Source organism: Nostoc sp. UHCC 0870, assembly GCF_022063185.1.
In the GTDB taxonomy this organism is placed as follows: Bacteria; Cyanobacteriota; Cyanobacteriia; order Cyanobacteriales; family Nostocaceae; genus Trichormus.
This window is the reverse complement of the sequence record NZ_CP091913.1, coordinates 4,459,558-4,485,317: the sequence shown is the minus strand read 5'-3', so window position 1 is coordinate 4,485,317 and position 25,760 is coordinate 4,459,558. Positions and strand designations below refer to the sequence as shown.

Genomic DNA, 25,760 nt, shown 5'->3' with positions numbered 1-25,760 from the left:
TTATCCCAGAAAGTCAGTTACCTAGTAATCTCTGCTATTTGCTATTACAAGCAAATACCTGAATATCAGCCGCTCAAAAACGTATACGTGTAACTAAAATATGTAACAACTATAACCGATCTCAGATATAGAAATACCTCTCAAAACTACAAATAATATTTCCTAAACTATTCCAGCAAATTTGTCAACTTATAAGGGAAATGCTGAAAACCCGTGAGAAGCAGGACACGCAGGTGTCCGAACTTCGTACTTCTCCCAAGGGGAGACGCTGCGCGAACAGGCACGGGATGAAAGCTTCTTTATTGCCTTTAGGCTTAAGTCAATTTTGTTGATGAACATGGTAAAATACTCTAATCAGTACAAGATTTAAAAACCTACCCCCGGACTGAGGGAAAGTCTACGCCCGAAAAACCTTGAGGAGATATCACTACGCCCTACTGGGCAAACGTGGTGAGCCTGGGAATCTGTGCAAACAGAATATTAAGGCTGTGAGGTCTTAAGAATCTCCGTACCTTTAGGTCGGAGAGTGTCAATTAACTACAGGGAATCTTATATGGCTCTCCGTCTTGGTGATACAGTACCCAACTTTACACAAGCGTCTACACATGGCGACATAGATTTTTACACATGGGCTGGTGATAGCTGGGTTGTGCTGTTTTCTCACCCTGCTGACTATACACCAGTTTGCACAACTGAATTAGGTACAGTTGCCAAACTCAAACCAGAATTTGACAAGCGTAACGTAAAAGCGATCGCTCTCAGCGTTGATGATGTAGAATCTCACAACGGCTGGGTAGGCGACATCGAAGAAACTCAAAGCACCACCCTCAACTATCCAATTTTGGCAGACGCAGATCGTAAAGTTTCTGACCTTTACGACATGATTCACCCCAACGCTAACGCATCTTTAACAGTGCGTTCCGTATTTGTAATTGACCCCAACAAAAAACTACGTCTTTCCTTCATCTATCCCCCCAGCACCGGACGCAACTTTGATGAACTGTTGCGGGTAATTGATTCACTGCAACTCACCGATAACTACAGCGTAGCTACCCCAGCCGACTGGAAAGACGGCGATGATTGCGTAATCGTACCTTCGCTAAAAGACCCAGAAGTATTGAAAGAAAAATTCCCCAAAGGTTATCAAGAAGTTAAACCCTACTTGCGGATGACTCCTCAGCCTAACAAGTAATGAGTGCTGAGTGCTGAGTGCTGTTAGCGGTAGCGCGGCGTTTAGCCGGTGCTGAGTAATTACTCAGCAGTAAGTAGGAAATTTTAAGTCAATTTAAGTACAAGACGCAAAGCTTTATCTTTGCGTTTTTTTGTATTTACGTGAAAATAAAAATAAAGTCAGCTGTTGAAATATTATGCTGTCATATTCCTTAGTGATACAAATGCCACCATCAATGCAAATGACAGACGAACAATTCTTTGAATTTTGTCAGATAAATGGTGACTTACGCATTGAGCGCAATCAGTCAGGAGAAATATCAATTATGCCCCCTACGGGTTCAGAAACAGGCAATCGAGAATTTAATATTGCCGTACAGTTAGGAATTTGGACAGAAAAAGACGGTACAGGTATCGCTTTTAGCTCCAGTACAGGATTCACGTTATCTACAGGAGCAGAACGCTCTCCTGATGCTTCCTGGATGAAATTAGAACGGTGGAATAGTCTCTTACCAGAACAGCAAAAACGATTCGCACCTATTTGTCCAGATTTTGTCATTGAATTGCGATCACCTAGTGATAATCTTCAACCCCTCAAAGATAAAATGGCAGAGTACATGAGAGAACCAGGGGTACAGTTAGGCTTTTTAATTGACCGCAAACACCGCCAAGTTTACATTTATCGTCCTGGTCAATCAGAAGAATGTTTAGAAAATCCTGACGCAGTAAGCGCAGATCCAGTTTTACCCGGATTCGCTCTGAATATGTCTAAAATTTGGTAGTTATCAAGAAATAATCTTACTACCCCTATACCCCTACACCTTTAAACCCATGAGCATTGTTATTCCCGATGAAATTTTAGCTTGTCTTCTTGTCGCTTTTTAAAGGTTAGTCTCGCCAATTGATTCTAGCTCTTGTAATATCTGACTCACAGACAATACAGGAATCGAAGCACCCGCAAATTTAGTATCACGAGTCACAATCGCATCTAAATTTTGAGCGATCGCACAAGCAATTTGTACAGCATCTTCAAAATCTGTAATACCAGAAATTAGAGCAGCTTGAAGAGTGGAACGATCAACTAGACAAATCTCCATAGTAGTCATTATCATTGAGATTGCTTGTCTTGCACGCTCAATACTTTGGGTTTGTCTTTTAGCAACGTAGAATATATCAGTTAAAGTTGTTGCAGTCACATAACCAACAATTTCTCCAGAACTGATTGCTTGAAACAATCTTTGTGCATCTGAAAAGAATGGATTTCTTTCTAGTAGAAAATCTAAAATAATATTTGTATCAAATAAGACTTTCATTGTAGATATTTTTCTACTAGACGTTGTTCTAACATGGCTTGCACTTCGCTATCTGTGGGAGCAGGCTGATCCGTTTTGAGAAATCCACGCATTGTATTAATTACATTTGCTCTGTCTGTATGTAAGTGTTGTTGAGGGGAAATATCAGAAGGATCAAATTGCTTTTGTTCTAAATTATCGCTTTTTTCACGCTGGAGTGATTCGATAATTAGAGAGATGAGAGTGAGGCGATCGCTTGTTGATAATTTATCAATCTGTTCTTTGAGTTCTTGCAAAGTCATATAGTTAGTTTGACCGTTGATATCTTATTTTATAAAAAAATTAGGTGCAATCGCTTCACTATTTTTGATTCAGTAATCACCTGGGTTAGCCTTTTAATGAATGCAGTAGCGACTTGGGACGTACAGCTTTCACAGCAGGATACCAATCAGGATAATGAATAAATATATAGTGTTCATATTCATACCAATTCATGTCGCTCTTTTCTTGATTACAACTTCGGCAAATTACCCATAGATTTTGAAAATCCATTGATAACCAAGGATATTGTGAGCGTGGTAGCTTATGGTCTATACTTTTACCACCTTTTACCGAATAGTGCTGCTCACAAATTGGACAATACCCGTCTGAATTTTCTGTTACCCAATCTTTACTTTCTTGGGTAGTGCCGCACTCATAATCGCCATTAACATACCTCCAGTAATCAAATTTTCTGTAGTTTTCAAAGTCTTGATGTGTAAGTTTGTGATATCGCTTATTACCAATCTTATTTGCTAGAGCGAATAATTCCCTAAGCTGTTTATTTTCTAGATTCATAATGCTTTAGTTAATACTGAATAGTTCTATATATGAGAATTGCGCTGATGTTTTTTCCTATTTTTATTTTGGAAATTATTACTAAAATCAATAAACTCTATTTCTGTGTCAGGAAACTGCGTATCTATAGAGTCGGCAATTTCATTTACTTCTATAGCTAACTTTTGATTAAAATTAGTAATTTCTTGAATTGTCTGATATTTATTACCTATCCGATCTGCTTCTAAGAATAATTCTTCAAGTGTTAAATCATTCAGATTATATTTTTTTAAGAATTCTGCAATTTTTTCGTAAAGACTAATCACATGATTCCAGCCAACATTTTTATAGCCGTTTTTCCTTAACCAAGATTGGTCTTCCTGATACAATTTAAGTCTGCTTTGAGAGTTATTAATTTGCATTACACGATAACTCATACCCTGAAAATTTCTTTTTTTCTTATTCATAAAATAAATTATCTATCCAAGTGTAGACTTAAACATATGGATTAATGCTTTCCTGATTTCACTATCTTCATATTGAAGAAGTTGTTTGGTATTTATAGCTAATTTGAGCTTGATTTCATCTATAAGATTTTTCAAAACCTTATTATCATTTTGTAACTGTTTATTAGCTTGAACTAACTCACTATTCTGAATATTGGCATTTTTAAGTTTTGTCTCTAACACTTTATTCGTGTCTAATAAATTTTGAACTTCGTAGGTATATTTTTCCTGTTCCTGTTGGTAAGACTGATTTAATTGGTTGATTTTAGCTGTATATTCCTGATGAGTTCTTTCAATCTCTTTATTTTTCTTTGTTACCATTCCTTTCTGAGCAGCTTGAAGGCGTTGACGATTAATTAGTTCTGTACCCGCAAAACGCGAAATAGCTCGACGAATGGTAATTTCATCAGGATTAATCTGAAAGTCAATTACTTCCAATGCTCGCATAGCATCTGCTTTTGTCCATCCCTCGTTTTCCAGTAGCTTGATGGCTTGTGACTTATTCACGGTTTTATGAAAATTATTGGTAAAATAAATTACTTTTCCTTGAGCATATTATACCCATGTAGTTAGTTTAACTAATCATTCCAGTTTGTTGTTCAACAAAACATACAGCACTTTTAAGATAAGTGAGGTATATCAATTACAGGGTGGCTTGTAAACCTTGGAATTTGAATTGGGTACTGTACCTCATAAAGATCGAATATGCTGTAGTATTTGAAACTTTAATTGCAAACCTAATATGAAATAATACTGAGGTTATCCCGGTTTTTTTCTTCCGCTACACCCTTATTTAGCATTAGACAATACCGTATAAGCTTCATTAAACAAACGCATTTTTTCTTGAGCTTGTTTTTGCATCTGGGGTTGGTTAACATATAAATCTGGATGCCATTTTTTAACTAAACTTTTATATGCCTGTTTAATATCAGCAAAAGCAGCATCTTGTGGTAAGCCTAAAATCTTATACGCGCGAGCAATTTTATCCTTTTCGGTTTGGCTTTGAGGTGGTTTAGGTACTTGCGTATTTTGATTTGTCTGCTGCTTACACTTCTGATAACCAGGAGAACGCATTTCAGCTTTCATACGTGCTATTTCTTCATCCATTTCCCAGTTATGAAACTTCGCTTCTACCTCTGCGGGATTGGGTGAAGGAGCAGTTTTTGGTGGAGGTGGTGGTGAATAAACTTGCTGTTTTGCAGACTCTACTTTTTTCTCAGCAGTCTTAGCTGTATTCTCCTGTCGTGGTGGGTTAGGAGTGGCTTGAGGTTGTCGAGTATAAATCCGTTCTTGTTGTTGCGAAGACTTTTGTTGAGTTTGATTAACTTTTGGCGTTTCTATATAAGGTTGATAGTTAATATAAATTTTAGCTTGTTCTAACTCACTAAGTAATTGATTAAATCCCTGTTGCATTCGCCTTAACTCTTCACGCTTTTGAGTAACTTCTTTTGGTTCTGGAGTGACTTTAAAATCAATCACTTTTTCAGCTTGATGTTCAAACTCAGATAATATCGATAAAGCTTGACTACTAAATTGAGATAAATAATCTTCAGTCGCTTTTATACAAAGTTTAGCAACTTGCTGATGATATGACTCATTAGCTGATTTTTCTTCGTGCTGTTGAATATTTTTATTTAATACATAAGAAATACTCCCAACCACAGCAGCACCGACTGGTCCGCCTAATAACCAACCAATCCCACCACCTACAGCCATTGCACCAGGTTCACTTATAATTTCAGTATTATCTGGTTTTGGGGGTAAAGTAATGTGTGGTTCTAGGGGGAAAGGAATTAATAAGTCTTCTGGGCGTTCTTCCTTAAAGAAATCATAAGCTTGATACAGCCATTTCATTACAGCTAACTGTAGCTCTGTGAGGTCTTTTTTGAGTTTACTTGTTAACCAAGATTTAAAATTATTTTCTGCTAGTGCAACAGCCGCATCTGATTGATATTTAGCTAATAATTTTGGTAAAGAGAGCCAATCTCTTAACTCAGATAGACTAGTATTAAAGCCTTGCGTAATTAAATTTTTAGCTTTTTGTTTGATTTCTATTTTGGCATTATGTTTTTCATCAAATACTTTAAATTCATTAGCAATTGGGTCAATTTTCTTTTTTAATGATAACTGAATTTGAGATGCGATCGCCTGCACTCTCGGCAACCTCACATCACCCCGATTTTGTTGTAAGATATGCACAATATTTTGCAACGCTGTTTCAAAAGCTACTAACCCACTACTACTAGCAGCACCCACATCACCCTTTAATCTGGCGCGTAAAGCAGGTAAAGCATCAACTCGATATAAGTTACTAAAACCTGGAGGTAATTCTGCGCGGAAACTTTCTGCAACAAACCGCAGCCGATTCTGCACTTGTTTTTGCTCTTCCGGGTCAAGTAAATTAATAAAATTAGCAACAAAAATAACTGTTTTAATACCCCTATCTGATAACCAATCTCGCAAGTTTTCTCGTTCACCTAAAGTCATCAACTTGCGCGCATCTAGTAACTGCACAACTAAATCAGCACTGAAAAGTTGCTCTCTAACTAAATTATCCTGCTCATCCCTATCATTAGTTCCTGGTAAATCAATAAACTCTACACCAGTTTCTAAAAAAGTATGAGGACAAAAAACTTCTACAGATGCTACATCCTTTCGCATCTGTCTATCACCATCCAGAATTGCATATTGTTGTAAAATTTCCGTTCCACTACGATAAATTTCTGTATTATCTACTAACATGATGCGTGTTCTGACATCAGAGCCATATTTGACAGTAATAGCTGCGCCTGTGGTAGGAATTAAATCTATAGGTAACGTGCGAGTTCCTAAAATAGCATTTAATAGAGTAGACTTACCATGATTAAAAGGCCCAAAAACCGCAATCCTAAAGTTAGGATTAGTCAGATAATTACCAATATTAATAATATCTTGATGTAGTTGTGATGTGCGTTCTAAACCTAGTAATGTAGATGCAGATTTTAGAGTATCTGCTAAATCTCTGTATCTTCTATCCTGTTGTGGCATATTCCCCTCATTCTAGGTTTAGTATGTAAAGTTTTAACTACATATAAACATAGATAATTTTATCAGTGTTCATATGTAGTTAAGGGAGCATCACAATTTTTTAGCTTTTAAACACAAAGCTTTCATTCAACCTCTGCGTGAACCTCTGCGCCCCTCTGCGTTTAAAAATTCCCACCTCTCTCTATTTGTAGCCAAGAGAGAGATGTGATTGATACTAGCCATAGTAAGCTAAAAGATTACTATAAGCCGCCTCAATCTTTTGTAACTGAGAAATAACATTTTCTTGCAAAGTTTTAAACCGCTTTAACTCACTCTCCCGATTAATTTCGCGTGTTTCTTTTTGCTTAAGCAAATTATCCAACTCAGATTTACGAGAATTAATATCATCATTAATCCGCTTACTCACTTCTTTTTCGTAGCTATCAAAACACTCTTTTACTGCATCGTATACAGTTTGTGATTTCTCATTTGCTACTTGGGGCAAATATTTGATTAACTCTTTCTTCGCAGTTTTAACTAACTCTTTACGTGCTTGATCTGCTTGTAAAACACCTACTCCCAAACCAAGTAAAGCAAATCCAATGGGGCCGAGAAGTACACCTGTAACTGCGGTGATAATACTCCCGACACCAATGACAGTGAAATAATTTAGTAAAATATTTTTCCAGTCAAACCCAGCACCAGCCATTGCTACACCAGCAAAATTTCCTCCAGAAAGTGATAACAATCCCATCGCCCATTTTGCCCAACTAGGAGCATTATCTGTTTCTGTAGTAGTCTCGTTAGTGTTGACTTTAACTTGTTTTCCCGTAAGTTTTTCTGTAATTTGCTCAGTGACTTGATTATAAGATGCACCATACTGCGCTGCACTGCGAGATAATTCTTTAAATGCTGCATTAATATCTTTTTCAGCCGTTAAAGTCCAAGCTGCACATTTATCAGTCATATATTGTTCAAAGGCTTTTTGCAGTGCAGCATTAAATGCTTCTCGTTTCCCATTACTGAGAAAATCTAATATCTTTAATTCCGGTTGATAGCGCAGAAAATCACTTTCAAAAGTATTGCCTAAATTTAAAATATAACTGCGGAAAGATTCAGATATTTTACGCGATTGATTATCTCTAGTAGTAAAGATTTCTCTCTGGAATTGATCTCGAATATTCGTAAGTTTTTTAAACTCAGGTTCTACAGAATTAATGCGTGTTTTTAATTCTTCGACATCTTGATCAAGTAATGGTAGCCGTCTACCTATGGCTTCGCGGGTATGGTTAACAGCTTGTCTAGCTAATGTTCTTGCTTGTCTGAGTTCTGCGATCGCGCGTTCTCTGGTAAGAAAAGTATTAAGCGCACCCATAAAATCAGGGAAGCCAGTCCCGCTTAAATCTGCTTGGGAATCTTTTAATCGTCGCCGCAGTGCTTGAATGGATGATACTTCAAATACTCGTTCATCATAAATATTTTGACCGTCTACTTGGCAATATTCTGCTAAATTCGCCTTAAAAACTTGCCGGAGTCTATTTTCAGCCGCTTTAATCTCTTCTACATCATCAGGATCAATTAGTGATTCTTTTACCTGATCCCATGCGTTAATTAAGAAGAAAACTGATAAGCCTCTTCCTTTAATATAGTTTTCTAGATAACGACGCTCTCCCAAAGTACAAGGTTGGGATGCTCTCATCACAAATAGGATAGCATGACAATTATTTACATATCCTAAAGATAACTCATTCCTGGCTTCTGTATCGTTTAACCCTGGACTATCAACAATTTCAATACCTTTTTCTAAAAGTGTTAAAGGATACTCAACTACTGCATAATCAACATCAGGAAATGCTTGCTTTTTCTCTTGTTCTAATTTTTTAGCTTCGGCTGGGTCAATTGTATATTTATATTTAAAACTTTGAAAATCTAGCTGTTGTGGTTTTTTACCATCATTAAAATGAATGGTAACTTTTTTCTCTGCTCCGTAGCGTAAAACTGTTAAAACAGCCGTACAGGGGTTAACATCACTAGGTAGTAAGTTCTCTCCAATTAACGCATTAAGAAAGGTGCTTTTTCCTCGCTTCATATCCCCTAGAACTAACAGGCGAAACACACCTTTTTTGAGATTATTACTAGCTACATTAATATCTTCTAAATCCCTTCCTAAACTGAGTTTTCCTGAGATTGATTCTCCCTCTAATTCAGCTTTATTAATGGTCTCAGATAAATTTTGTAAACACACTGCCATTTCGGAACGTACCTGAGAAACACGTTCTAAGTCTTGAATAAATTTATCAGTTCCTACTTGACTAACCATTACATTTATCCCTTAATTCAAGATGATTTTTTGCGATTTTCAAAAAATAGCTTGTAAGCTACCCAAGCCAGAACTGCCATAATGACAAATCCGGCCAAAACTGATGCTACTCTTACCGCAACTAACGCCGCCACACCAAGAGCAAATAATTTACCACCAAGAATTACTTTTTTCATCCAGGGTTTGGAAGAATTTTCTGCTTGGTGTTTCATTGTTTTATGAAATGGCGCGTCATTAGTAGACATTTGTTGTTCCATTTCTCGGAGTCGTAATTCTACTTCCTTCTCTCGCAGTATTCGTTCCCGTTGTTCTAGTTCATGATGGCGATTATTTTGAGATGTCATTGATGTCCACCCCATTGAGGATGATATTGTTACTTATGAATTGTATGTATATTAACTTACGTAATTGCTTAAAAACCCCAGTGAATTTACTATTTTGATTTGGGCGGTTTTAAATTGTCTTCAAAAAATAGATCCCACAGCTTAGGCTTGCTTTGCGGAAATTATGGATAAATTTGTTTCACGCAGAGGCGCAAAGAGTTAAGAGAAGAGAAATTTTGGTGGCGATCGCGTATGGCGTACTCGCCCACTGTAGGCGATCGCTTTACAAATTAAAATCAGTGTATACATACCACCGCGATGAGCCACAATTTTTATAGGTGAGAACTAAAATAAAATGACAATGGATATCAAAAATGGTTTCATAGGCACTGTTGGCAATACCCCACTGATTCGTTTAAATAGCTTCAGTGAAGAAACAGGGTGTGAAATCCTCGCTAAAGCAGAATTTCTGAATCCTGGGGGTTCAGTTAAAGACCGTGCTGCACTTTACATCATTCAAGATGCAGAAGAAAAAGGGTTACTCAAACCGGGTGGTACTGTCGTCGAAGGAACGGCTGGTAATACGGGGATTGGACTGGCACATATTTGCAATGCTAAAGGCTACAAATGCTTAATTATCATCCCTAACACCCAGTCACAAGAAAAAATAGACGCGCTCACAGCCTTGGGTGCAGAAGTTCGTCCCGTTCCGGCTGTACCCTACAAAGACCCTAATAACTACGTCAAGCTATCTGGTAGAATTGCGGCTGAGATGGATAATGCTATCTGGGCAAATCAATTTGATAATTTAGCTAACCGTCGCGCTCACTACGAAACTACAGGGGTAGAAATCTGGGCGCAAACTGACGGTAAAGTTGATGGCTGGGTGGCTGCAACTGGTACTGGTGGAACATTTGCGGGTGTGTCCATGTACCTGAAAGAACAAAATCCCGCAATTAAATGTGTAGTTGCTGACCCAATGGGTAGCGGATTGTACAGCTACATCAAAACAGGTCAAATCACAATAGAAGGTAATTCTATCACCGAAGGCATTGGTAATAGCCGCATTACAGCTAACATGGAAGGCGCACCAGCTGATGATGCGATCCAAATAGATGACAAAGAAGCCTTGCGAGTGGTTTACCAGCTATTGCGACAAGATGGTTTATTAATGGGTGGTTCAACGGGTATCAATGTAGGCGCAGCCGTCGCGCTAGCCAAGCAGTTAGGCCCTGGACATACCATTGTCACCATATTATGTGATAGTGGTTCTCGCTATCAGTCGCGAATATTTAACCGTGAATGGCTAGCATCTAAAGGACTGTCTGTGGATTAGTCATTAAGTAGAACAGGGTAATTAATTAAAGGTTTGTAGTGAGAACTTTAGTTCTCTCTGCGTTCTCTCCGTTCGCGGAGCGTGTCGTAGACAGACGCTGCGCGAACGCGGAGCGTCCCGCAGGGAACAAAAAAGGACTAAAGTCCTTACTACGAACTCCATCCTAGTCTTTTTACATTACTTAACATAGTTTGGTTTTTTCAAGTCGTTCTACTTGGTAGTCATTCTGACTTTAGACTATGGACTTTTGACTATTAACTAAGTTTTTTGCAGGGTGGGAAACATTACCTATGTCCAATTTCATTCAAGAATTTAACTCCCCAGCTACAGAAACACCCTCTATTCATAGATGTGTGAGAGTTTGCCAAAATCGCACCTGTAAAAAACAAGGTGCAAAGGAAGTATTAGCGGCTTTTGCGGCTTTACCAGTTGCGGAAGTGACGGTGACAGCTAGCAGTTGTTTAGGACAGTGTGGTAATGGGCCGATAGTGTTGGTGTTACCTGATATGGTTTGGTATAGCGGCGTTCAACCCCATGAAGTACCTCTAGTTATCGAAAAGCATTTATTAGGTGGTCACAGAGTTCAAAAGATGCTCTATTATCGGTTTCATCCCCAGGGATAAAACTAATTCGCAATTCGCAATTCGCAATTCGCAATTCGCAATTTGCAATGGGCTAACGCCCGCTACGCTAACGCAATGGACTAACGTCCCGCTACGCTAACGCAATTAATTCAGTTATCAGTTATCGGGTTTTCCTTGCACTGATAACTGATAACTGGTAACTGTTAACTGATAACAGTTCTGCACTATTGTTGACTCAAGCGAGGCATCCGATGAATATTCAGGAGCTGCGTCAATCCTTAAAAATGAAGTGGCTAGATTATTATGAGCAAAATCGTCCTTGGTTAGTCAAATTGAGAGTTTGGGCTGCCTATGATGGTTTACGCCGGCCTTCCTCTGGGTTTATTTTGGCAACACTGTCTGTTTTAGAGCCAGAATTTGATCAGATTCTAGCTTTTGTGATGGAACTGAATAACAATCCTGATGAGATAGTTGCAGCTTTGGGTTTAAATTTTAATCCTGACAAAGAGTTGGGCTTAATCAAATCACAGATGAATTTGGCTCTCACCAAAGTCGAACCAGAATATCCAGAGGAGCAACCAGTAACATCATTTGCACTCACGGTTCAGGATGTTCCCCAGACGCTAACCAATGTACATACTTTGGAAAAGTTGGTAGTAATGCCAAGTTCACATCATGTGGAAGTTTTGCCAGCGATCGCCACAGAAGTCAGGACATCTGGAAGAGCGATCGCAACTACTGCCAAAATGAATATAAAGTCTACTATCCACAAATCATCCTCTCAACGAGGACAGTTATTCGCTATCACTCTGGAAGTACCGAAAAAAGACAAATCTTTAACATCCCTGTCATTAACTAGCACCAAACCCCGCAATGGAAAAGTAGTCAGTTCACTAGAAATCACTACTGAAGTTCCCGGTACACCCAAGACATTAATATCGTCAAAAATGGTAACGGAAATTTCCCAAAACGGGCAATATGTGCATAAACAACCACCCGCACCAGCGAACAAATTTAATCCTAGACCCCATACTAATGCCAGTAATCTGGCTTCTTGGGTGGATGAATTTTGTCTGGGTACTGGGTGGAATTCAGACGAGGCTGTTTCTATGTAGCCTGCTCTGAAATACTTACCTAAACTTAGTGAAACTAGGTTTAGTGATTTCTTCCTGCTTCTTCCAAGGTAGAAGGCTACTTCTTGTCCACAGGCGTTAAGTTCAGGTCAAGCCGACCTTACTTTTTGTTTTTCAACGAAAAGGCTGATTGGTTTGTGCGTCCTTGGTTTTCGGACATACTATGATTTTACAGCGCTTAACGCTACTTTTTTTAGATATCTTTAAGCAGATTTAGCTAACAATTTGGCTACTTAAGTAAAGCTCTAATTTGCCAAAGCCTTGACAGGTTCAGGTTTTAACAAACCGTTCAACAGAGATGCTGGACGTTGAGCATAAGGCCAAGCAAAGGCGTGACGAAAAGCTGCATCCTGACAGGCTTGCAGCTGTTCAAAATTGATAATGTCGTAAGTTAAAAGATTTTCATACTCAAATGGCAAACGAACATTATGCAGTCCAGCATTATCTGTACAAATAGCTATGTCTACCCCAGCCTCAAAACAACGGTCAAACACTAACTTAAGTTGACGGATATCTTGTAAAGTACCTGTTTTTAGGTAAGTTGTGGGGCAAACCTCCAAACACTGCCTACGTCTTGCCACTTCTGGAAGTAACTCTGGATACAATAGGGGAATTTGGATACCGTGACCAATTCGCAAAAGGTAAGGTAACAATTCTGGATAACAGCCATCTGTAGTTTCATACAGGTGTCCTGTGGTGTTAATTCCCAGCGATCGCGCATAATCATATAGACTAATCAATTCTGTCAGGCGATCGGCATAGTGACTATCACCTCCAGCTACGTCAATCGCACAAATATATTGTCTGTTTTGCGCGGCTAAATCAACAATCGCCTTATTCACTTCATAGGGTAGCCGCGAGTGCATACAGAGAATTTGGCTAGTCACAATTGGATATTCTGGCAAGTGGCTGGCTTTTCCCACTACTTCCACAATTTCCGTCATCTTGTCAATTCGCTGGGACTGACTCAAATGCTCTGGTGTCCGCAAATAGGGAGTATAACGGAGTTCCAGATAAGCCAAATTTTCAAAAATATAAGCACCCCGCACTAGGCGAGAGATAAAGTACGGTAACGTCTCTGCGGTTTGTACACTTTCTACTAAAGTATGCAACTCTAGATATTCGTCTAGAGTATTGCGCGGACGAGTGTAAAAGTCTTCAAATTCTGGATAATTGCTAAAACGGGAAATTAACTCTGATGAATGTCGCTCAAAATAACGCCATAAGACACGGGGGACAACAGAGCCTCCCAAGTGTCTGTGCAACTCAGCATATAATGCCATAGTGATACTTTGTCTATAAAAAGTTTAATAATATTAACAAATATACTGAGAAAAACCCTCTGTACTGCAATGAAGATTGTGTCAATTCGTTCAGAGTAGGGGACAGGGGACAGGGGACAGGGGACAGGGGACAGGGGACAGGGGACAGGGGACAGGGGACAGGTGACAGGTGACAGGTGACAGGTGACAGAGGAATTTTGGATTTTGGTATTGAGATCCCAATCCAAAATCCACTCATTGAATATGCCCAATTCCTAATTCCCATTGACAAATCTTGCAAAATATGTTGATAATGGTTCTTTGTGGAAACTTTACCTCAATAATAAAAGCTTGGCTAACGTCATTGTTATAGGCGCCCAATGGGGCGATGAAGGAAAAGGTAAAATAACTGACTTACTCAGCCGCTCCGCAGATGTGGTAGTACGTTACCAAGGGGGTGTGAATGCTGGACATACTATTGTAGTCAAAGGTCAGACCTTTAAACTGCACCTGATTCCCTCTGGTATTTTGTACCCAGAAACTAAGTGCGTCATCGGCTGTGGTACGGTCATCGATCCACAGGTTTTGATCAAAGAACTCGACCAATTAGAAACTTTAAATATTTCTACTAAAAATCTGCTCATTTCTGAGACAGCCCACGTTACGATGCCCTACCATCGATTAATAGATCAGGCATCAGAAGAACGACGGGGAAGCCATAAGATTGGCACGACTGGTCGAGGGATTGGCCCTACTTACGCTGATAAATCAGAGCGTACAGGGATTAGGATACTAGACTTGATGGATGAAAATGCCCTGCGCGACGAGTTGGAATGGGCAATTAATAATAAAAACCTTATTTTAGAAAAGCTGTATAACCTACCACCTTTAGATCCACAGCAGGTAATTGAAGAGTATCTAGGTTATGCAGAACGTCTGCGGCCTTACGTTGTTGACACCTCGCTGAAGATATATGATGCAGTGCAACGGCGGCTTAACATATTATTTGAAGGAGCGCAAGGTACTCTCCTAGATTTAGATCATGGAACTTATCCTTATGTCACTTCCTCAAACCCTGTAGCTGGGGGGGCTTGTGTTGGCACAGGGTTAGGCCCGACAATGATAGACCGGGTGATTGGGGTTTCTAAAGCCTACACCACACGAGTTGGGGAAGGCCCATTTCCTACCGAGTTGCACGGTGAGTTAGGTGAGTTACTGTGCGATCGCGGGGCAGAATTTGGCACAACTACCGGACGTAAACGGCGTTGTGGCTGGTTTGATGCCGTTATCGGTCGCTATGCCGTGCGAATTAACGGTATGGACTGTATGGCGATTACCAAACTAGATGTTCTCGACGAGTTAGAGGAAATTCAAGTCTGTGTCGCCTATGAAATAGATGGCGAACGATCTGAACACTTCCCCACTAGTTCTAGGACTTTTGCACGGTGTCGTCCCATTTACAAAACCTTACCAGGCTGGCAAGTGCCAACAACCGAATGCCGTACCCTGGAAGACTTGCCACCGCAAGCACTGGACTATCTGAAATTCTTAGCAGAATTGATGGAAGTCCCGATCGCGATCGTCTCTTTAGGTGCTAGCCGCGATCAAACCATAATTGTAGAAGACCCAATTCACGGGCCAAAACGCGCCTTACTTCACCCCGATGGTACTCCAGCTTCTTTGCTAAGTGCTTAGTCAGTGCTGAGTGCTGAGTGCTGAGTGCTGAGTAGTGAGTAGTGAGTCATGAGTAATGAGTCATGAGTCTCAAGTTTTTTGACCATTGACCATTGACAACTAACAAATAACAAATAACAACTGATAAATTTTATGGCTCTGACTGTCGAATCTAAACCCAGACCCGAAGGAAGCAAACCTAAAGCTTTACGCCGTTCTGGACTTATCCCTGCTAACTTATACGGTCACAATGCTAGAGAATCAATTTCTTTAGTAGTTGATGCCAAAATCGTAGAACGTCTACTGAAAGCAGCTGCTGTTAACAAAACGGAAATTGAACTCAGTATCCCTGAATTGCAATGGACTGGTAAAACTGTACTTAGAGAAGTTCAGATACATCCAGCAAAAGGTAATCCTTACCACATCAGCTTTTTTGCAACTGCTAAAGGCTAAGGCCGTGAGTGGCAAAATTTGTCTTAACTTGCCATCTAAAGTTTGTAATAATTACTGATAAAACCAGGGATAAAACCCTGGTTTTTTGTTGTTTGGCTTTCTTCACTTTTTCTGTAATTATCTAATAGTTGCTTAAAGTTTCAATCCATAAGTAAGCCAGTTTGTAGTAAGGACTTTAGTCCTGATTTTTTTAAGCACTAAAGTGCTTACTACAAACCATCAAAATTAGCTTGACAAATTACTCAGCCAAAATTTTTATGTCCGAAATAACTCTTCCAGCCTTAATTCAACAAATGTTACAGCCGGGATTCTATCCCCATCCTGTACAAGAACCGATTCAATTAATTCAAACCCACGTTTCTTATGTATTGCTGACTGGTGACTATGCCTATAAATTGAAAAAACCAGTCAATTTTGGTTTTTTGGATTTCTCCACCCTGGAGAAACGCCAGCATTTTTGTCAGGAAGAGTTGCGCTTAAATAAACGAGGAGCAGCTGAACTGTATTTGGAAGTGTTACCTATAACTTTGGAGGGTGAGCAACACATTCTAGGAGGAACGGGTGATCCTGTTGAATACACAGTAAAAATGCGTCAGTTTCCCCAAGAGACTCTACTTAGTTCACTGTTTGCAGACGATAAGTTAAAAGAAACCGATTTAGAAGAATTAGGACGGGTAGTAGCTCAATACCACGTCAAAACTGAGACAAATGATTACATCCGTAGTTTTGGGGAAGTATCTCAAATCAGAGCTGCGTTTGATGAGAATTACGAACAAACCGCAAAATACATCGGTGGACCTCAAACTCAGGCGCAGTTTGACGAAACTAAAGCTTACACTGAGCGTTTCTTTGCAGAACGACAAGAGTTATTTCAGCGTCGCATCCAAAATGACTATATTCGAGAGTGTCACGGCGACTTACACCTGAGAAATATTTGTCTATGGCAAGATAAAATTTTGCTGTTCGATTGTATTGAGTTTAACGAACCGTTTCGCTTTGTCGATGTGATGTTTGATATTGCTTATGCGGTGATGGATCTGGAAGCACAGCAACGTCCTGATTTGAGTAATGCCTATCTTAATACTTATGTAGAGCAGACTGGCGATTGGGAGGGATTAGAGGTATTACCTATATATTTAAATCGTCAGTCTTATGTGCGAGCTAAGGTGACATCATTTTTGTTAGATGACCCCAGTGTACCTGCAACAGTCAAAGAAGAAGCAAGTAAAACAGCAGCGCAATACTACAAACTTGCTTGGGAATATACTAAACCCAAACAAGGAAAACTAATTTTAATGTCGGGTTTGTCTGGTTCTGGAAAGAGTACGACAGCCAAATATTTAGCGCGACAAACCGGAGCAATTCATCTACGTTCAGATGCAGTCAGGAAACACTTGGGAGGAATTCCCCTGTATGAACGTGGAGGCGATGATTTATATACGCCGGAAATGACCCAGAAAACTTATGCGCGGTTGTTAAATTTGGGGATTATACTAGCTAATCAAGGTTACACCGTAATTTTAGATGCTAAGTATGATAAACAAGAACTTAGACAGGAAGCGATCGCTCAAGCTCAAAAACACCAACTACCCCTGCAAATTATTTACTGTACAGCACCTTTAGAAGTAGTACGAGAGCGTCTTGTCAACCGTACTGGTGATATTGCTGATGCAACAGTTGATTTATTAGCTTCGCAACTCAAGCAAACAGAACCCTTTACTGATACTGAAAAACCCTACGTGCAGATTTGGGACACAACACAGCCATCACAAACACAATTGTCAAAAGTAATTAACTAATAGCCCATTCATGAAGAAAAGGGTGTATGGGTAAATTTCCCCTACACCCCTACACCCCTAAACCCCTACACCCCTATCTCATGGCGCAAAACAATAACAACTTATTCAATTTCTCCCCTGAGTCATTATCTCAAATCATATTTGGGGCATTCATAATATTTATATTGAACACGACGGGAACACCTATATCCCTAAGCATTTTTCTCGGTATTCTCGGTTGGTTCATTTTAGGTTGGTTTACTAGTGCTAATAAAAATAGTCCTCAGCCTCCCACTGTACCCTCCTCTGATGGCATTGATGCCGGGTTAAAATACTGGTTATTTTTCTTGCTAGGTTTGGGCTTATTAGGATATCCAGCACTCATGAGCATCTTACTAGGTGGTATAGGTGCTGTAGGTGGAGGTTGGATTATTGCTTGGTGGAGAAGTAAAGAAGAAACCAGAACTCAATTACCAGTTGAAATTTTAGAAGATGTAGAAGGTGAACAATCTACCAGTAGAATCACAAGACAGCAAACAAGAAGGCCAAGCCGTCGTTACCGTCGGACACCCGGTAGTTTTAGTTTTAAGTTTTGGAATAAGTAGGGATTGGGGATTGGGATAAAATCTCCTCTGTAACCTGTCACCTGTAACCTGTTCCCTTCCCCCAATATGTTTTTATATCTTTCTAAATTACTACCGCTATTTTTTTACCCTTTAGGACTAGCTTGTGTAAGCCTAGTAGTAGCCTTATTCACTTTGCGGAAAAGACCGCGTATCGCGGCTGTAGCTATCTCCTGGGCGTTAATTTTATTATTATTGTGTAGTAATGCTTGGGTGGCTAAGTCTCTGGTGCGATCGCTAGAATGGCAAAACATCCCACCTGCACAATTACCAACGGCTGAAGCAATTGTAGTGCTGGGTGGTGCAACTAAATCAGCCTTTCCGCCTAGACCAACAGTTGATTTGAGTGAACAAGGCGATCGCGTAATTTATGCGGCTCAACTATATCGCCAAAAAAAAAGCTCCTATAATCGTACTCAGTGGCGGACGTATTGATTGGCGCGGTAGTGGTTCATCAGAATCAGCTGATATGGCGGATATTCTCACATCTATCGGTATTCCGTCTGAGGTACTGATTCAAGAACCAGACTCTCTGAATACCTATGAAAATGCTGTCAATGTCAAAAAAATTCTAGAATCTCGCGGTATTCGTCAGATACTTTTGGTAACTTCAGCATTACATATGCCGCGATCGCTTAAAATTTTTCAGCGTCAAGGTATTGATGCTATCCCCGCACCAACAGACTTTCTGGTTACTCAAGGGGAATTACAAGAACTAACTAGTTCTCCTAAAGCCGCTATCCTAAATTTATTACCGAATACCGACAACTTACACCAATTCACTAGCGCACTCAAAGAATACATTGGTAGTTTTGTTTATTCGATACGCGGATGGGTGTAATTTGTAATTCGTAATTCGTAATGGACTAACGTCCCGCTACGCTAACGTAATTCGTAATTCTGTTTTTCTGATCTCTTTTTAAAATCCCCAATCCCCAGTCCCCAGTCCCCAGTCCCCAATCATGTCTCAACACCTCCCGCACATCTTACCTGGCCTTCCACCCCAAGTTGAGGAAGGTTTCGCTGCATACCAAACAACTAAGCAGTTTTATCATGAAGTGCAAACACGCCTAGAGTTTCAGCGTTATTGTGAGTGGTACTCTGTAACTGCCGAACAAAATCGTCAAGACCTGAAAAAAATGCGCGGCGAAGTGAATATTTTGAGGTGGTTTCGCCGCTCATAATTGATTTAAATGATTTCTACTTCGTTTTCTCGTAAATGGACTTTAAATTTTTTAGTAACTTGGACTAACAACGGCAAGTTAGCACTAACAGGTCTACCTTGCCATTGGGTAACAATATCCACAATCTCGCCTTCTATGCCTTTGATGTCAAAAGCTTCACCGCGATGTTCAGGATGATGGTACACTACCACTGAATCTTTAACACGAATGCGATCGCCTACTTTCATATCAACCTTTACACCTTGCTTTTGCTGTTCCACAAGTGTCTCCACGGCTAACCCTCACTGAACTAACTAGCTTTTTACAAATAGACTGTTGACAACAGTGACTTTCAATAGTACACATCTTCACAGATGTTCTATTTCATGCTTCTGTACCTGCTATATAAACAAAGCCTGCCCGTGCAGGCTTTGAGTGTAATTTAGTCACTAACATCAGAAATCCTGATTAGACCTATAATGTGTTAACAGGTTTATGGGTCAATGTCCTGTATTTCCTTGTCCCTAATCGCAATTAAGCGTTAACTGCATAAACACTTTCGCGTCTACCCGTAAATACGGCACTTGTCGCTAAGAAGCAGTTTTGAGCCAAGGAAACTGACAACAGCTTTTCTTCCTCTCTGAGAAGCACTTTTTTGAGGATAGATAGGCAAATGTGCCAGGAAAAACCCGCTTTGTTATTGATTTACGCTTTAACGGTAAATTCAATTCTACAACAATATCGGTATTCTATCTTAATGGAGCATCTTGCTCGGCCGTCTCTATGTCAGTAGACTGGCAGATTGAAAAATCTGTTCAGCAGTTAGAGCTAAGTCTGGAAAAGTTAGCGATTCAATGCGATCGCCGTTTTGGAATTGCTTAACTTGGTATTCCCCTTCAACTAATGAGTAAATCGAGATAGTTGGTTGTTTAGGATTACCAATGAATTTTCTACCACCCAAAGCCGCATAATCTACAATCCAGTATTCTGGGATGCCAATAGCTTCTCTTCGAGACGCTACGCGAACATATTGACCAAGCTTAGTAAAGTAATCATCACGCCAGTTTGTGCTGACAACCTCTATAACTAATGGGATTGATGATGCTTGACTAACGGTTGATTTATTTCTCCATAATGACTCGTTGACTAGGTTAAAGCGATTCAACAACACCACGTCAGGTAAGAAAGCAAATTCACTGTCAGTTGATTGAACAAACCCCATTTTAGGAATTTCATAAGGCTTTGAAAGACGGGCGCACTCTAGCAAAATTTGCTTGATCAAGAATGAGATAACTAATTCATGATCACCTGTTGGTGGTGGCATTTGTTTGATAAATCCATGATGAAGTTCGTAACGAAACTGTGTTGAATTACCAGGATACCAGTCTAGAAACTGGTCAACATTAATAGGAATTGGTAGCGACTGAATCATTTATCTACCTCTATTTGTTAATACTGTGGTGGACACAATTGCTTGACTTGTTGGGGTAATTTTTGACACATTTGTTGCCAAGTTTGTGGAGAGAGTTGCCACAAAGCCAATAATCCTATACTGGTACTCCCCACTAGCAAGGCTAATACACTTCCTAGCACTAACAAAGATTTACGCCGACGGCTTGGTTTTATGGGTGGGGGTGGGCTGGGTTCTTCTGTGAGTTCTAAATCTAACAGGGCTTGAGAACTTTCTGTCAAGGTAGATTCAGGTTCTATTTCTGCCAAAGCAGATTCTTCTATTTCTGCCAAAAAAGATTCTTCTATTTCTGGTGGTTCTAATTCTTTGGGAATCTCTGCTAGAGGCTGCGTTTTAGGAATCGGCACTAAATAATCTTTACTGAGACGACAGAGGGTCAGCACCACTGAGATATTATCATGACCATTTTCTGTATTGGCTAAATCAATCCATTGACTAACAGCATCTGCGATCGCCATTTCACCTTTTAATATAGGTACTGCGTAATGCTGCCAAGATTTTTCTACCCAATTGTTATCACTTAAACCATCAGAACACAGTAATAATATGCCATCTTCCTCTAAAATCAAGCGTTTAACCCCAAAACGTAGAGAATCAGCATCTCTACTTCCCAAGGCTTGAGTGAGGGCATGAGCATCTGGTCTTTGGAGTGCTTGATGATACAAGCACCGTGCCGAACGAACTTCTCTAGTAGCGACATCATCATCTACTGTCAATTGTTGACAATATTCATGAGTTATCCAGTAAGCGCGGCTATCACCAACATTCACCAAGTACAGTTCATGGGCATTATTGGACTGCCAACCAGATGCTGTTAACACTCGTTGCGGCACTTGTACAGCCATCACAAGAGTTGTCGCCATCCGTTCTTTACCTTGGCGTTTTTGTTCGTCATTGCGGTAGCTAATGACGTTATTTACTACCCGCAAGCACGCCTCTAGTTGTTCCTGGAACAAGTTGGGTGGTACTATTTGCGGCTGTTGTGCTACCTCTGCTAATAAAGCACGCATTTGTAATTTTAAGGACTGCACTGCTAGTTGACTAGCAACCTCGCCGCCTTGATGTCCGCCAATACCATCGCAAACAATCGACAGATTTGATAGTAATGAATCGTCTGAATTATCCAGGCTATGAGGAAAGCAAGTATCTTCATTTTGTGTAAGTTGCATTCCTGTATCTGTCGCACCTACCACCTGGAGAGTCAAGGGTAATTCTCCTGCGGTTGAGAGTAATAAGGCATTGAGTTGAGTAGCAATAGTGTGAAACTCTACCTCAGAGTTATTCATTTGCTGGACAATGTTACTTAATTCTCCGGCGACTGGAATTTTGGCAGATGCCGCTAGAGGCTGCCAAATATGGGCTAAATCTCGAAAAATAGGTTTTTCTGTAGGTGTAGCGTGGAGTTCTAACAGTCGCACACACCAACCCTGAACTCGCAGGTTCTCTGAAATCAATAGACTTTGCCCAAGTCCTAGTTCTGATAGAGTTTTCCAAAGTTGGAGAATTTGCCAAAGCCAGTAAACTTGTCTGACGGCTGTTGCTTGTTTCCAAGCATCGGTAAGAGATGGGTAGAGATGTCCTTGTTCGTCTATGGGGACATTTTCCAGTAAGAGAATATCATCTTCACCTGCTTCCCAAGAGGGAACAAATCCATAGACTTGGGGGAGATGTAAACGCTCTGGGTATAGACGGAGATAGGGGATAATTACTGGTGGTAATTTCTTGGGGACATCTGGCGAAAATCCCGGCTGAGTGTCTAGCCAAACTTGAGGTGCGATCGCTTCATATCTATCTGCTACCTTTATACCTGGCGTAATCTTAGCTGCTAATGAGCCAGTAGCCCAGAGATAACGGTAAACCAAAGGTGTTTGACAATTGGCACAAACAAGATCACCCACAGCATTAATCGGGCGATCGCAGTTGGGATTGATACAATAAATTACTTGCTGAGTAGAAATCATAAAAGCACTAATTTAAAAATTGGCGTTATCACGTTAAGGATCGTTACTTTGTTTAACTTATTTGAGACTCTTTGTTAACAAATCCCGTATTCTCAGAGATTAAGGCAGATGAGTCTATAAATCTTATGTATAAGTGCTTCCTTGAGCATCTGGAACAATCCCTATTTCAAAGGTTTAAATTGCAGAGTCGCCCAATTCCGGCAGGACTAGAGTGTCAGGTGAGCGATCGCGGTAGAAATCCCGCTACCATTCAGAGCTGGTGCTATCAATGTCCTGAGTATCGGAAAATCCGCTATACTTACATTGATGCAGGCGCAAGCGCCCAGATTCTTAATAGTGTAATTTATCCTAATCACTACTACGAGTTACCCTTACTTGGTATCGATTTTCTCTCTTTCGGTCAGATCAAAAATCTGATTGTGATGGATTTCCAGCCTTTATTTCAGGATGAAGCTTACCTAAGAAAGTACATCCACCCTTTGCAGACATTACATCAGAAGTATCCAGACCTAGCGCAAGACCTGGAAATGAAATTTTATGATGCTAATCAATATTTTTCAAAATACCTGTTGTTCGCCAAAACCGATGCAGAAACTGTGAAAACACGGGTGTTTGAGGCATTCAAAGATTATTTAAATCTGTACTGGCAGATGCTCGCAGAAGCCAAACCCTTGAGTGATCAGTCAGACATTCAACGGATCATCAAAGCCCAAAAAGATTACGACCAATACAGTGCCGAACGTGACCCAGCCTCTGGGTTGTTTAGTAGCTATTTTGGACATGAATGGTCAGAGCGGTTTTTGCATGAATTTCTGTTTGAGGATGCTGTACCGTTAGCGACTAAGGCAGCCAAAAAATAGAGCAGTTGATAAGAGGCAGGGGGCAGGGGGCAGGGGGCAGGGGGCAATATTTTTGAATTTTGAATTTTGAATTTTGAATTTGGAGCGCAGCGACGTGACTCTCTATCAGCCATTTTTGGATTATGCGATCGCGCTTTTGCACGAACGTCTAGACTTGCAGCCTTACCCAATTCCCGTGGGGTTTGAGTCAAAGCAAGCAACGGTGGGTAAAGGCAAACATCAAGAAGAAGTTTTAACCACCAGCTACGCCTATCAATCTCCCAAACTCCGGCAAATTCGAGCCGCCCATGTCCAGGGGGGTAACTCGCTGCAAGTGTTAAATTTTGTGATTTTCCCGCACCTCAACTATGACCTGCCCTTTTTTGGAGCAGATTTAGTTACCTTGCCGGGAGGACACCTAATCGCCTTGGATATGCAACCCCTATTTCGGGATAATTTAGAGTATCAGGCAAAGTATACCCAGCCCATTCTGCCAATTTTTCAGACATATCAGCAGCATTTACCCTGGGGAGGAGACTTTCCTGAAGAAGCCCAGCCCTTTTTCTCACCCGCGTTTCTCTGGACGCGAACCCAGCAAACTGAGGTTGTGGAAACCCATGTGTTTGCAGCCTTTAAGGACTATCTCCAGGCATACCTGGATTTTGTTGATCAAGCAGAACCTATAACCGACTCCCGACAAAGAGCAGATATTCAGGAAGCTCAACTGCGCTATCTGCACTACCGGGCTGAAAAAGACCCAGCACGGGGAATGTTTACCCGTTTTTACGGTTCTGAGTGGACAGAAGAATATATCCACGGCTTTTTATTCGACCTGGAACGAAAGTTAGCGGCAACTAGGTGATAGGTGATAGGTGATAGGTGATAGGTGATAGGTGATAGGTGATAGGTGATAGGTGACAGGTGACAGGTGACAGGTGACAAATTTCTTCTTTTCTTCCTCGCCTTTTATTGCGAATTATGAATTGGGTTTTTTTGGCATTTCCTCATCTGGAATTAAGCAAAAATCATAATTTGTAACTTTTATTTACAATCGTGTTAATATTTTTCTGGAATGTAAACCCTGGAAAATAAAAGTTACTTTTGTGCAAGATGTATATGGAATCTGCCTTTGCATCTGTAATTGCATTCCTCACCAGTTAAGTTTTTCCAGCATTGTAAAAACTTCTTGATAATTTGTAATAAATAACGATCCAACGACATAGTATAAACAAAAATATAGACAAAACAGGTGCAACTTGTTTGGTTGCCTGATGAGTCAAGTTCTTGAATTATTAAGAACTGTAAAAGTTTCCAAGCTTCCTTGTGGGAAGGAAGGAACGCATCTCGCAGGTCACTGTTCTATGCTTTTTCGGCTGTTTAGGACTTGTTTCGCCTAAATTAACCGGATTTTGTTTTGACCTAAATTGTCCGCAACTTAAACACATTAGGAGATTGAGTTTATGTTCGACGCATTTGCAAAGGTTGTCTCCCAGGCTGATGCACGGGGTGAATACCTAAGTTCTTCTCAACTAGATGCCTTGAGTGCAATGGTGTCTGATGGCAACAAGCGCATGGATGTTGTGAACCGTATTACCAGCAATTCATCCACAATTGTGGCAAATGCAGCTCGTTCTCTGTTTGCAGAGCAGCCCCAGTTGATTGCTCCTGGTGGAAATGCTTACACTAGCCGTCGGATGGCTGCTTGTCTGCGCGACATGGAAATCATCTTACGCTACATCACCTACGCTATTTTCGCTGGCGATGCAAGCATTCTAGACGATCGCTGCCTCAACGGTCTAAGAGAAACATACTTGGCTCTAGGAACTCCCGGTGCTTCTGTAGCAGTTGGCGTTCAAAAGATGAAAGATGCTGCTGTGGCGATCGCTGGCGATACCAATGGCATCACCAGAGGCGACTGTGCCAGCTTGATGTCTGAAGTAGCAAGCTATTTTGACAAAGCTGCTTCTGCGGTTTCCTAATCAGCTATTTATTGATTTTTTTTCATCAGCTTCAGATAGCTGAACCGATTGCTAAAAGCCATTTCATCAAA

General features: G+C 40.4%; 25 protein-coding genes and 1 pseudogene. 14 read left to right on the top strand and 12 right to left on the bottom strand.

Translation table 11 applies throughout. The features are described from left to right. The first annotated feature begins 553 nt into the window (after positions 1 to 553). Positions 554 to 1,192 (top strand): peroxiredoxin, encoded by a 639-nt coding sequence (locus L6494_RS18900; protein WP_237989238.1) that lies wholly within the window; start codon positions 554 to 556, stop codon positions 1,190 to 1,192. 175 nt (positions 1,193 to 1,367) lie between these two features. Beyond that, positions 1,368 to 1,952 (top strand): Uma2 family endonuclease, encoded by a 585-nt coding sequence (locus L6494_RS18895; protein WP_237989237.1) that lies wholly within the window; start codon positions 1,368 to 1,370, stop codon positions 1,950 to 1,952. 99 nt (positions 1,953 to 2,051) lie between these two features. On the opposite strand, the gene L6494_RS18890 is transcribed toward L6494_RS18895, so the two are convergent. From L6494_RS18890 to L6494_RS18855, 8 genes are all read right to left on the bottom strand, one after another. After that, the gene (locus L6494_RS18890; RefSeq protein WP_237989236.1) at positions 2,052 to 2,483 is read right to left on the bottom strand and encodes a PIN domain-containing protein; all 432 of its coding nucleotides are present in this window, start codon (positions 2,481 to 2,483) and stop codon (positions 2,052 to 2,054) included. Beyond that, the gene (locus L6494_RS18885; RefSeq protein ID WP_237989235.1) at positions 2,480 to 2,764 is read right to left on the bottom strand and encodes a hypothetical protein; all 285 of its coding nucleotides are present in this window, start codon (positions 2,762 to 2,764) and stop codon (positions 2,480 to 2,482) included. The genes L6494_RS18890 and L6494_RS18885 overlap by 4 nt, the downstream gene beginning before the upstream one ends. A gap of 85 nt (positions 2,765 to 2,849) precedes the next feature. After that, entirely contained in the window at positions 2,850 to 3,299 is a 450-nt protein-coding gene (locus L6494_RS18880; protein ID WP_237989234.1) for an HNH endonuclease, read from the bottom strand. Positions 3,300 to 3,325: 26 nt separating this feature from the next. Next, positions 3,326 to 3,745, bottom strand: coding sequence for a hypothetical protein (locus tag L6494_RS18875; RefSeq protein WP_237989233.1), 420 nt, complete (start codon positions 3,743 to 3,745; stop codon positions 3,326 to 3,328). A 12-nt stretch (positions 3,746 to 3,757) separates the two neighbouring features. Beyond that, the gene (locus tag L6494_RS18870; RefSeq protein WP_237989231.1) at positions 3,758 to 4,291 is read right to left on the bottom strand and encodes a hypothetical protein; all 534 of its coding nucleotides are present in this window, start codon (positions 4,289 to 4,291) and stop codon (positions 3,758 to 3,760) included. Positions 4,292 to 4,573: 282 nt separating this feature from the next. Next, entirely contained in the window at positions 4,574 to 6,811 is a 2,238-nt protein-coding gene (locus L6494_RS18865) for a dynamin family protein (protein WP_237989230.1), read from the bottom strand. 214 nt (positions 6,812 to 7,025) lie between these two features. Next, positions 7,026 to 9,110, bottom strand: coding sequence for a dynamin family protein (locus L6494_RS18860; RefSeq protein ID WP_237989228.1), 2,085 nt, complete (start codon positions 9,108 to 9,110; stop codon positions 7,026 to 7,028). Between the two features lie 17 nt (positions 9,111 to 9,127). Next, a complete protein-coding gene (locus tag L6494_RS18855; RefSeq protein WP_237989227.1) occupies positions 9,128 to 9,454 on the bottom strand; it encodes a DUF3040 domain-containing protein in 327 nt (108 codons plus the stop codon). A 340-nt stretch (positions 9,455 to 9,794) separates the two neighbouring features. Here L6494_RS18855 and L6494_RS18850 point away from each other — a divergent pair, with 340 nt between their 5' ends. From L6494_RS18850 to L6494_RS18840, 3 genes are all read left to right on the top strand, one after another. Further along, positions 9,795 to 10,769, top strand: coding sequence for a cysteine synthase A (locus L6494_RS18850; protein ID WP_237996140.1), 975 nt, complete (start codon positions 9,795 to 9,797; stop codon positions 10,767 to 10,769). Positions 10,770 to 11,059: 290 nt separating this feature from the next. Further along, positions 11,060 to 11,392, top strand: a complete 333-nt coding sequence (locus L6494_RS18845) for a (2Fe-2S) ferredoxin domain-containing protein (protein ID WP_237989226.1) — start codon at positions 11,060 to 11,062, stop codon at positions 11,390 to 11,392. A 212-nt stretch (positions 11,393 to 11,604) separates the two neighbouring features. Then, complete coding sequence (locus L6494_RS18840; protein WP_237989225.1) at positions 11,605 to 12,468, top strand: DUF5331 domain-containing protein; 864 nt, start codon at positions 11,605 to 11,607, stop codon at positions 12,466 to 12,468. Positions 12,469 to 12,731: 263 nt separating this feature from the next. Here L6494_RS18840 and L6494_RS18835 read toward each other — a convergent pair whose 3' ends face one another. Continuing rightward, positions 12,732 to 13,769, bottom strand: a complete 1,038-nt coding sequence (locus L6494_RS18835) for an adenosine deaminase (protein WP_237989222.1) — start codon at positions 13,767 to 13,769, stop codon at positions 12,732 to 12,734. Positions 13,770 to 14,099: 330 nt separating this feature from the next. On the opposite strand from L6494_RS18835, the gene L6494_RS18830 reads away from it, so the two are divergent. The 6 genes and pseudogenes from L6494_RS18830 to L6494_RS18805 all read left to right on the top strand — a co-directional run bounded on the left by L6494_RS18830 (position 14,100) and on the right by L6494_RS18805 (position 19,460). Next, positions 14,100 to 15,443 carry an adenylosuccinate synthase gene (locus tag L6494_RS18830; protein ID WP_237996138.1) on the top strand — a complete coding sequence of 448 codons (1,344 nt, stop codon included), beginning with the start codon at positions 14,100 to 14,102 and terminating at the stop codon, positions 15,441 to 15,443. 132 nt (positions 15,444 to 15,575) lie between these two features. After that, positions 15,576 to 15,875 carry a 50S ribosomal protein L25 gene (rplY, locus tag L6494_RS18825; protein WP_237989218.1) on the top strand — a complete coding sequence of 100 codons (300 nt, stop codon included), beginning with the start codon at positions 15,576 to 15,578 and terminating at the stop codon, positions 15,873 to 15,875. Positions 15,876 to 16,132: 257 nt separating this feature from the next. Continuing rightward, on the top strand, positions 16,133 to 17,674 hold the full coding sequence (locus L6494_RS18820; RefSeq protein WP_237989217.1) for a bifunctional aminoglycoside phosphotransferase/ATP-binding protein: 1,542 nt from the start codon (positions 16,133 to 16,135) through the stop codon (positions 17,672 to 17,674). Positions 17,675 to 17,754: 80 nt separating this feature from the next. Continuing rightward, the gene (locus tag L6494_RS18815; protein ID WP_237996136.1) at positions 17,755 to 18,258 is read left to right on the top strand and encodes a hypothetical protein; all 504 of its coding nucleotides are present in this window, start codon (positions 17,755 to 17,757) and stop codon (positions 18,256 to 18,258) included. Positions 18,259 to 18,324: 66 nt separating this feature from the next. After that, positions 18,325 to 19,117 (top strand): annotated as a pseudogene (locus L6494_RS18810) (YdcF family protein). Between the two features lie 121 nt (positions 19,118 to 19,238). Next, entirely contained in the window at positions 19,239 to 19,460 is a 222-nt protein-coding gene (locus L6494_RS18805) for a hypothetical protein (protein WP_237989216.1), read from the top strand. A 5-nt stretch (positions 19,461 to 19,465) separates the two neighbouring features. Here L6494_RS18805 and L6494_RS18800 read toward each other — a convergent pair whose 3' ends face one another. From L6494_RS18800 to L6494_RS18790, 3 genes are all read right to left on the bottom strand, one after another. Next, entirely contained in the window at positions 19,466 to 19,687 is a 222-nt protein-coding gene (locus L6494_RS18800; RefSeq protein ID WP_237996134.1) for a ferredoxin-thioredoxin reductase variable chain, read from the bottom strand. Between the two features lie 533 nt (positions 19,688 to 20,220). Continuing rightward, positions 20,221 to 20,871 (bottom strand): Uma2 family endonuclease, encoded by a 651-nt coding sequence (locus L6494_RS18795; RefSeq protein WP_237989215.1) that lies wholly within the window; start codon positions 20,869 to 20,871, stop codon positions 20,221 to 20,223. 17 nt (positions 20,872 to 20,888) lie between these two features. Then, positions 20,889 to 22,871 (bottom strand): protein phosphatase 2C domain-containing protein, encoded by a 1,983-nt coding sequence (locus L6494_RS18790; protein ID WP_237989214.1) that lies wholly within the window; start codon positions 22,869 to 22,871, stop codon positions 20,889 to 20,891. A gap of 125 nt (positions 22,872 to 22,996) precedes the next feature. Here L6494_RS18790 and L6494_RS18785 point away from each other — a divergent pair, with 125 nt between their 5' ends. The 3 genes from L6494_RS18785 (at position 22,997) to L6494_RS18775 (ending at position 25,689) form a co-directional block, all read left to right on the top strand. Then, positions 22,997 to 23,731 carry a 15,16-dihydrobiliverdin:ferredoxin oxidoreductase gene (locus L6494_RS18785; RefSeq protein ID WP_237989213.1) on the top strand — a complete coding sequence of 245 codons (735 nt, stop codon included), beginning with the start codon at positions 22,997 to 22,999 and terminating at the stop codon, positions 23,729 to 23,731. Positions 23,732 to 23,825: 94 nt separating this feature from the next. After that, entirely contained in the window at positions 23,826 to 24,572 is a 747-nt protein-coding gene (locus L6494_RS18780) for a phycoerythrobilin:ferredoxin oxidoreductase (RefSeq protein ID WP_237989212.1), read from the top strand. Positions 24,573 to 25,170: 598 nt separating this feature from the next. Beyond that, a complete protein-coding gene (locus tag L6494_RS18775; RefSeq protein ID WP_237989210.1) occupies positions 25,171 to 25,689 on the top strand; it encodes a phycocyanin subunit beta in 519 nt (172 codons plus the stop codon). Positions 25,690 to 25,760 lie beyond the last annotated feature (71 nt).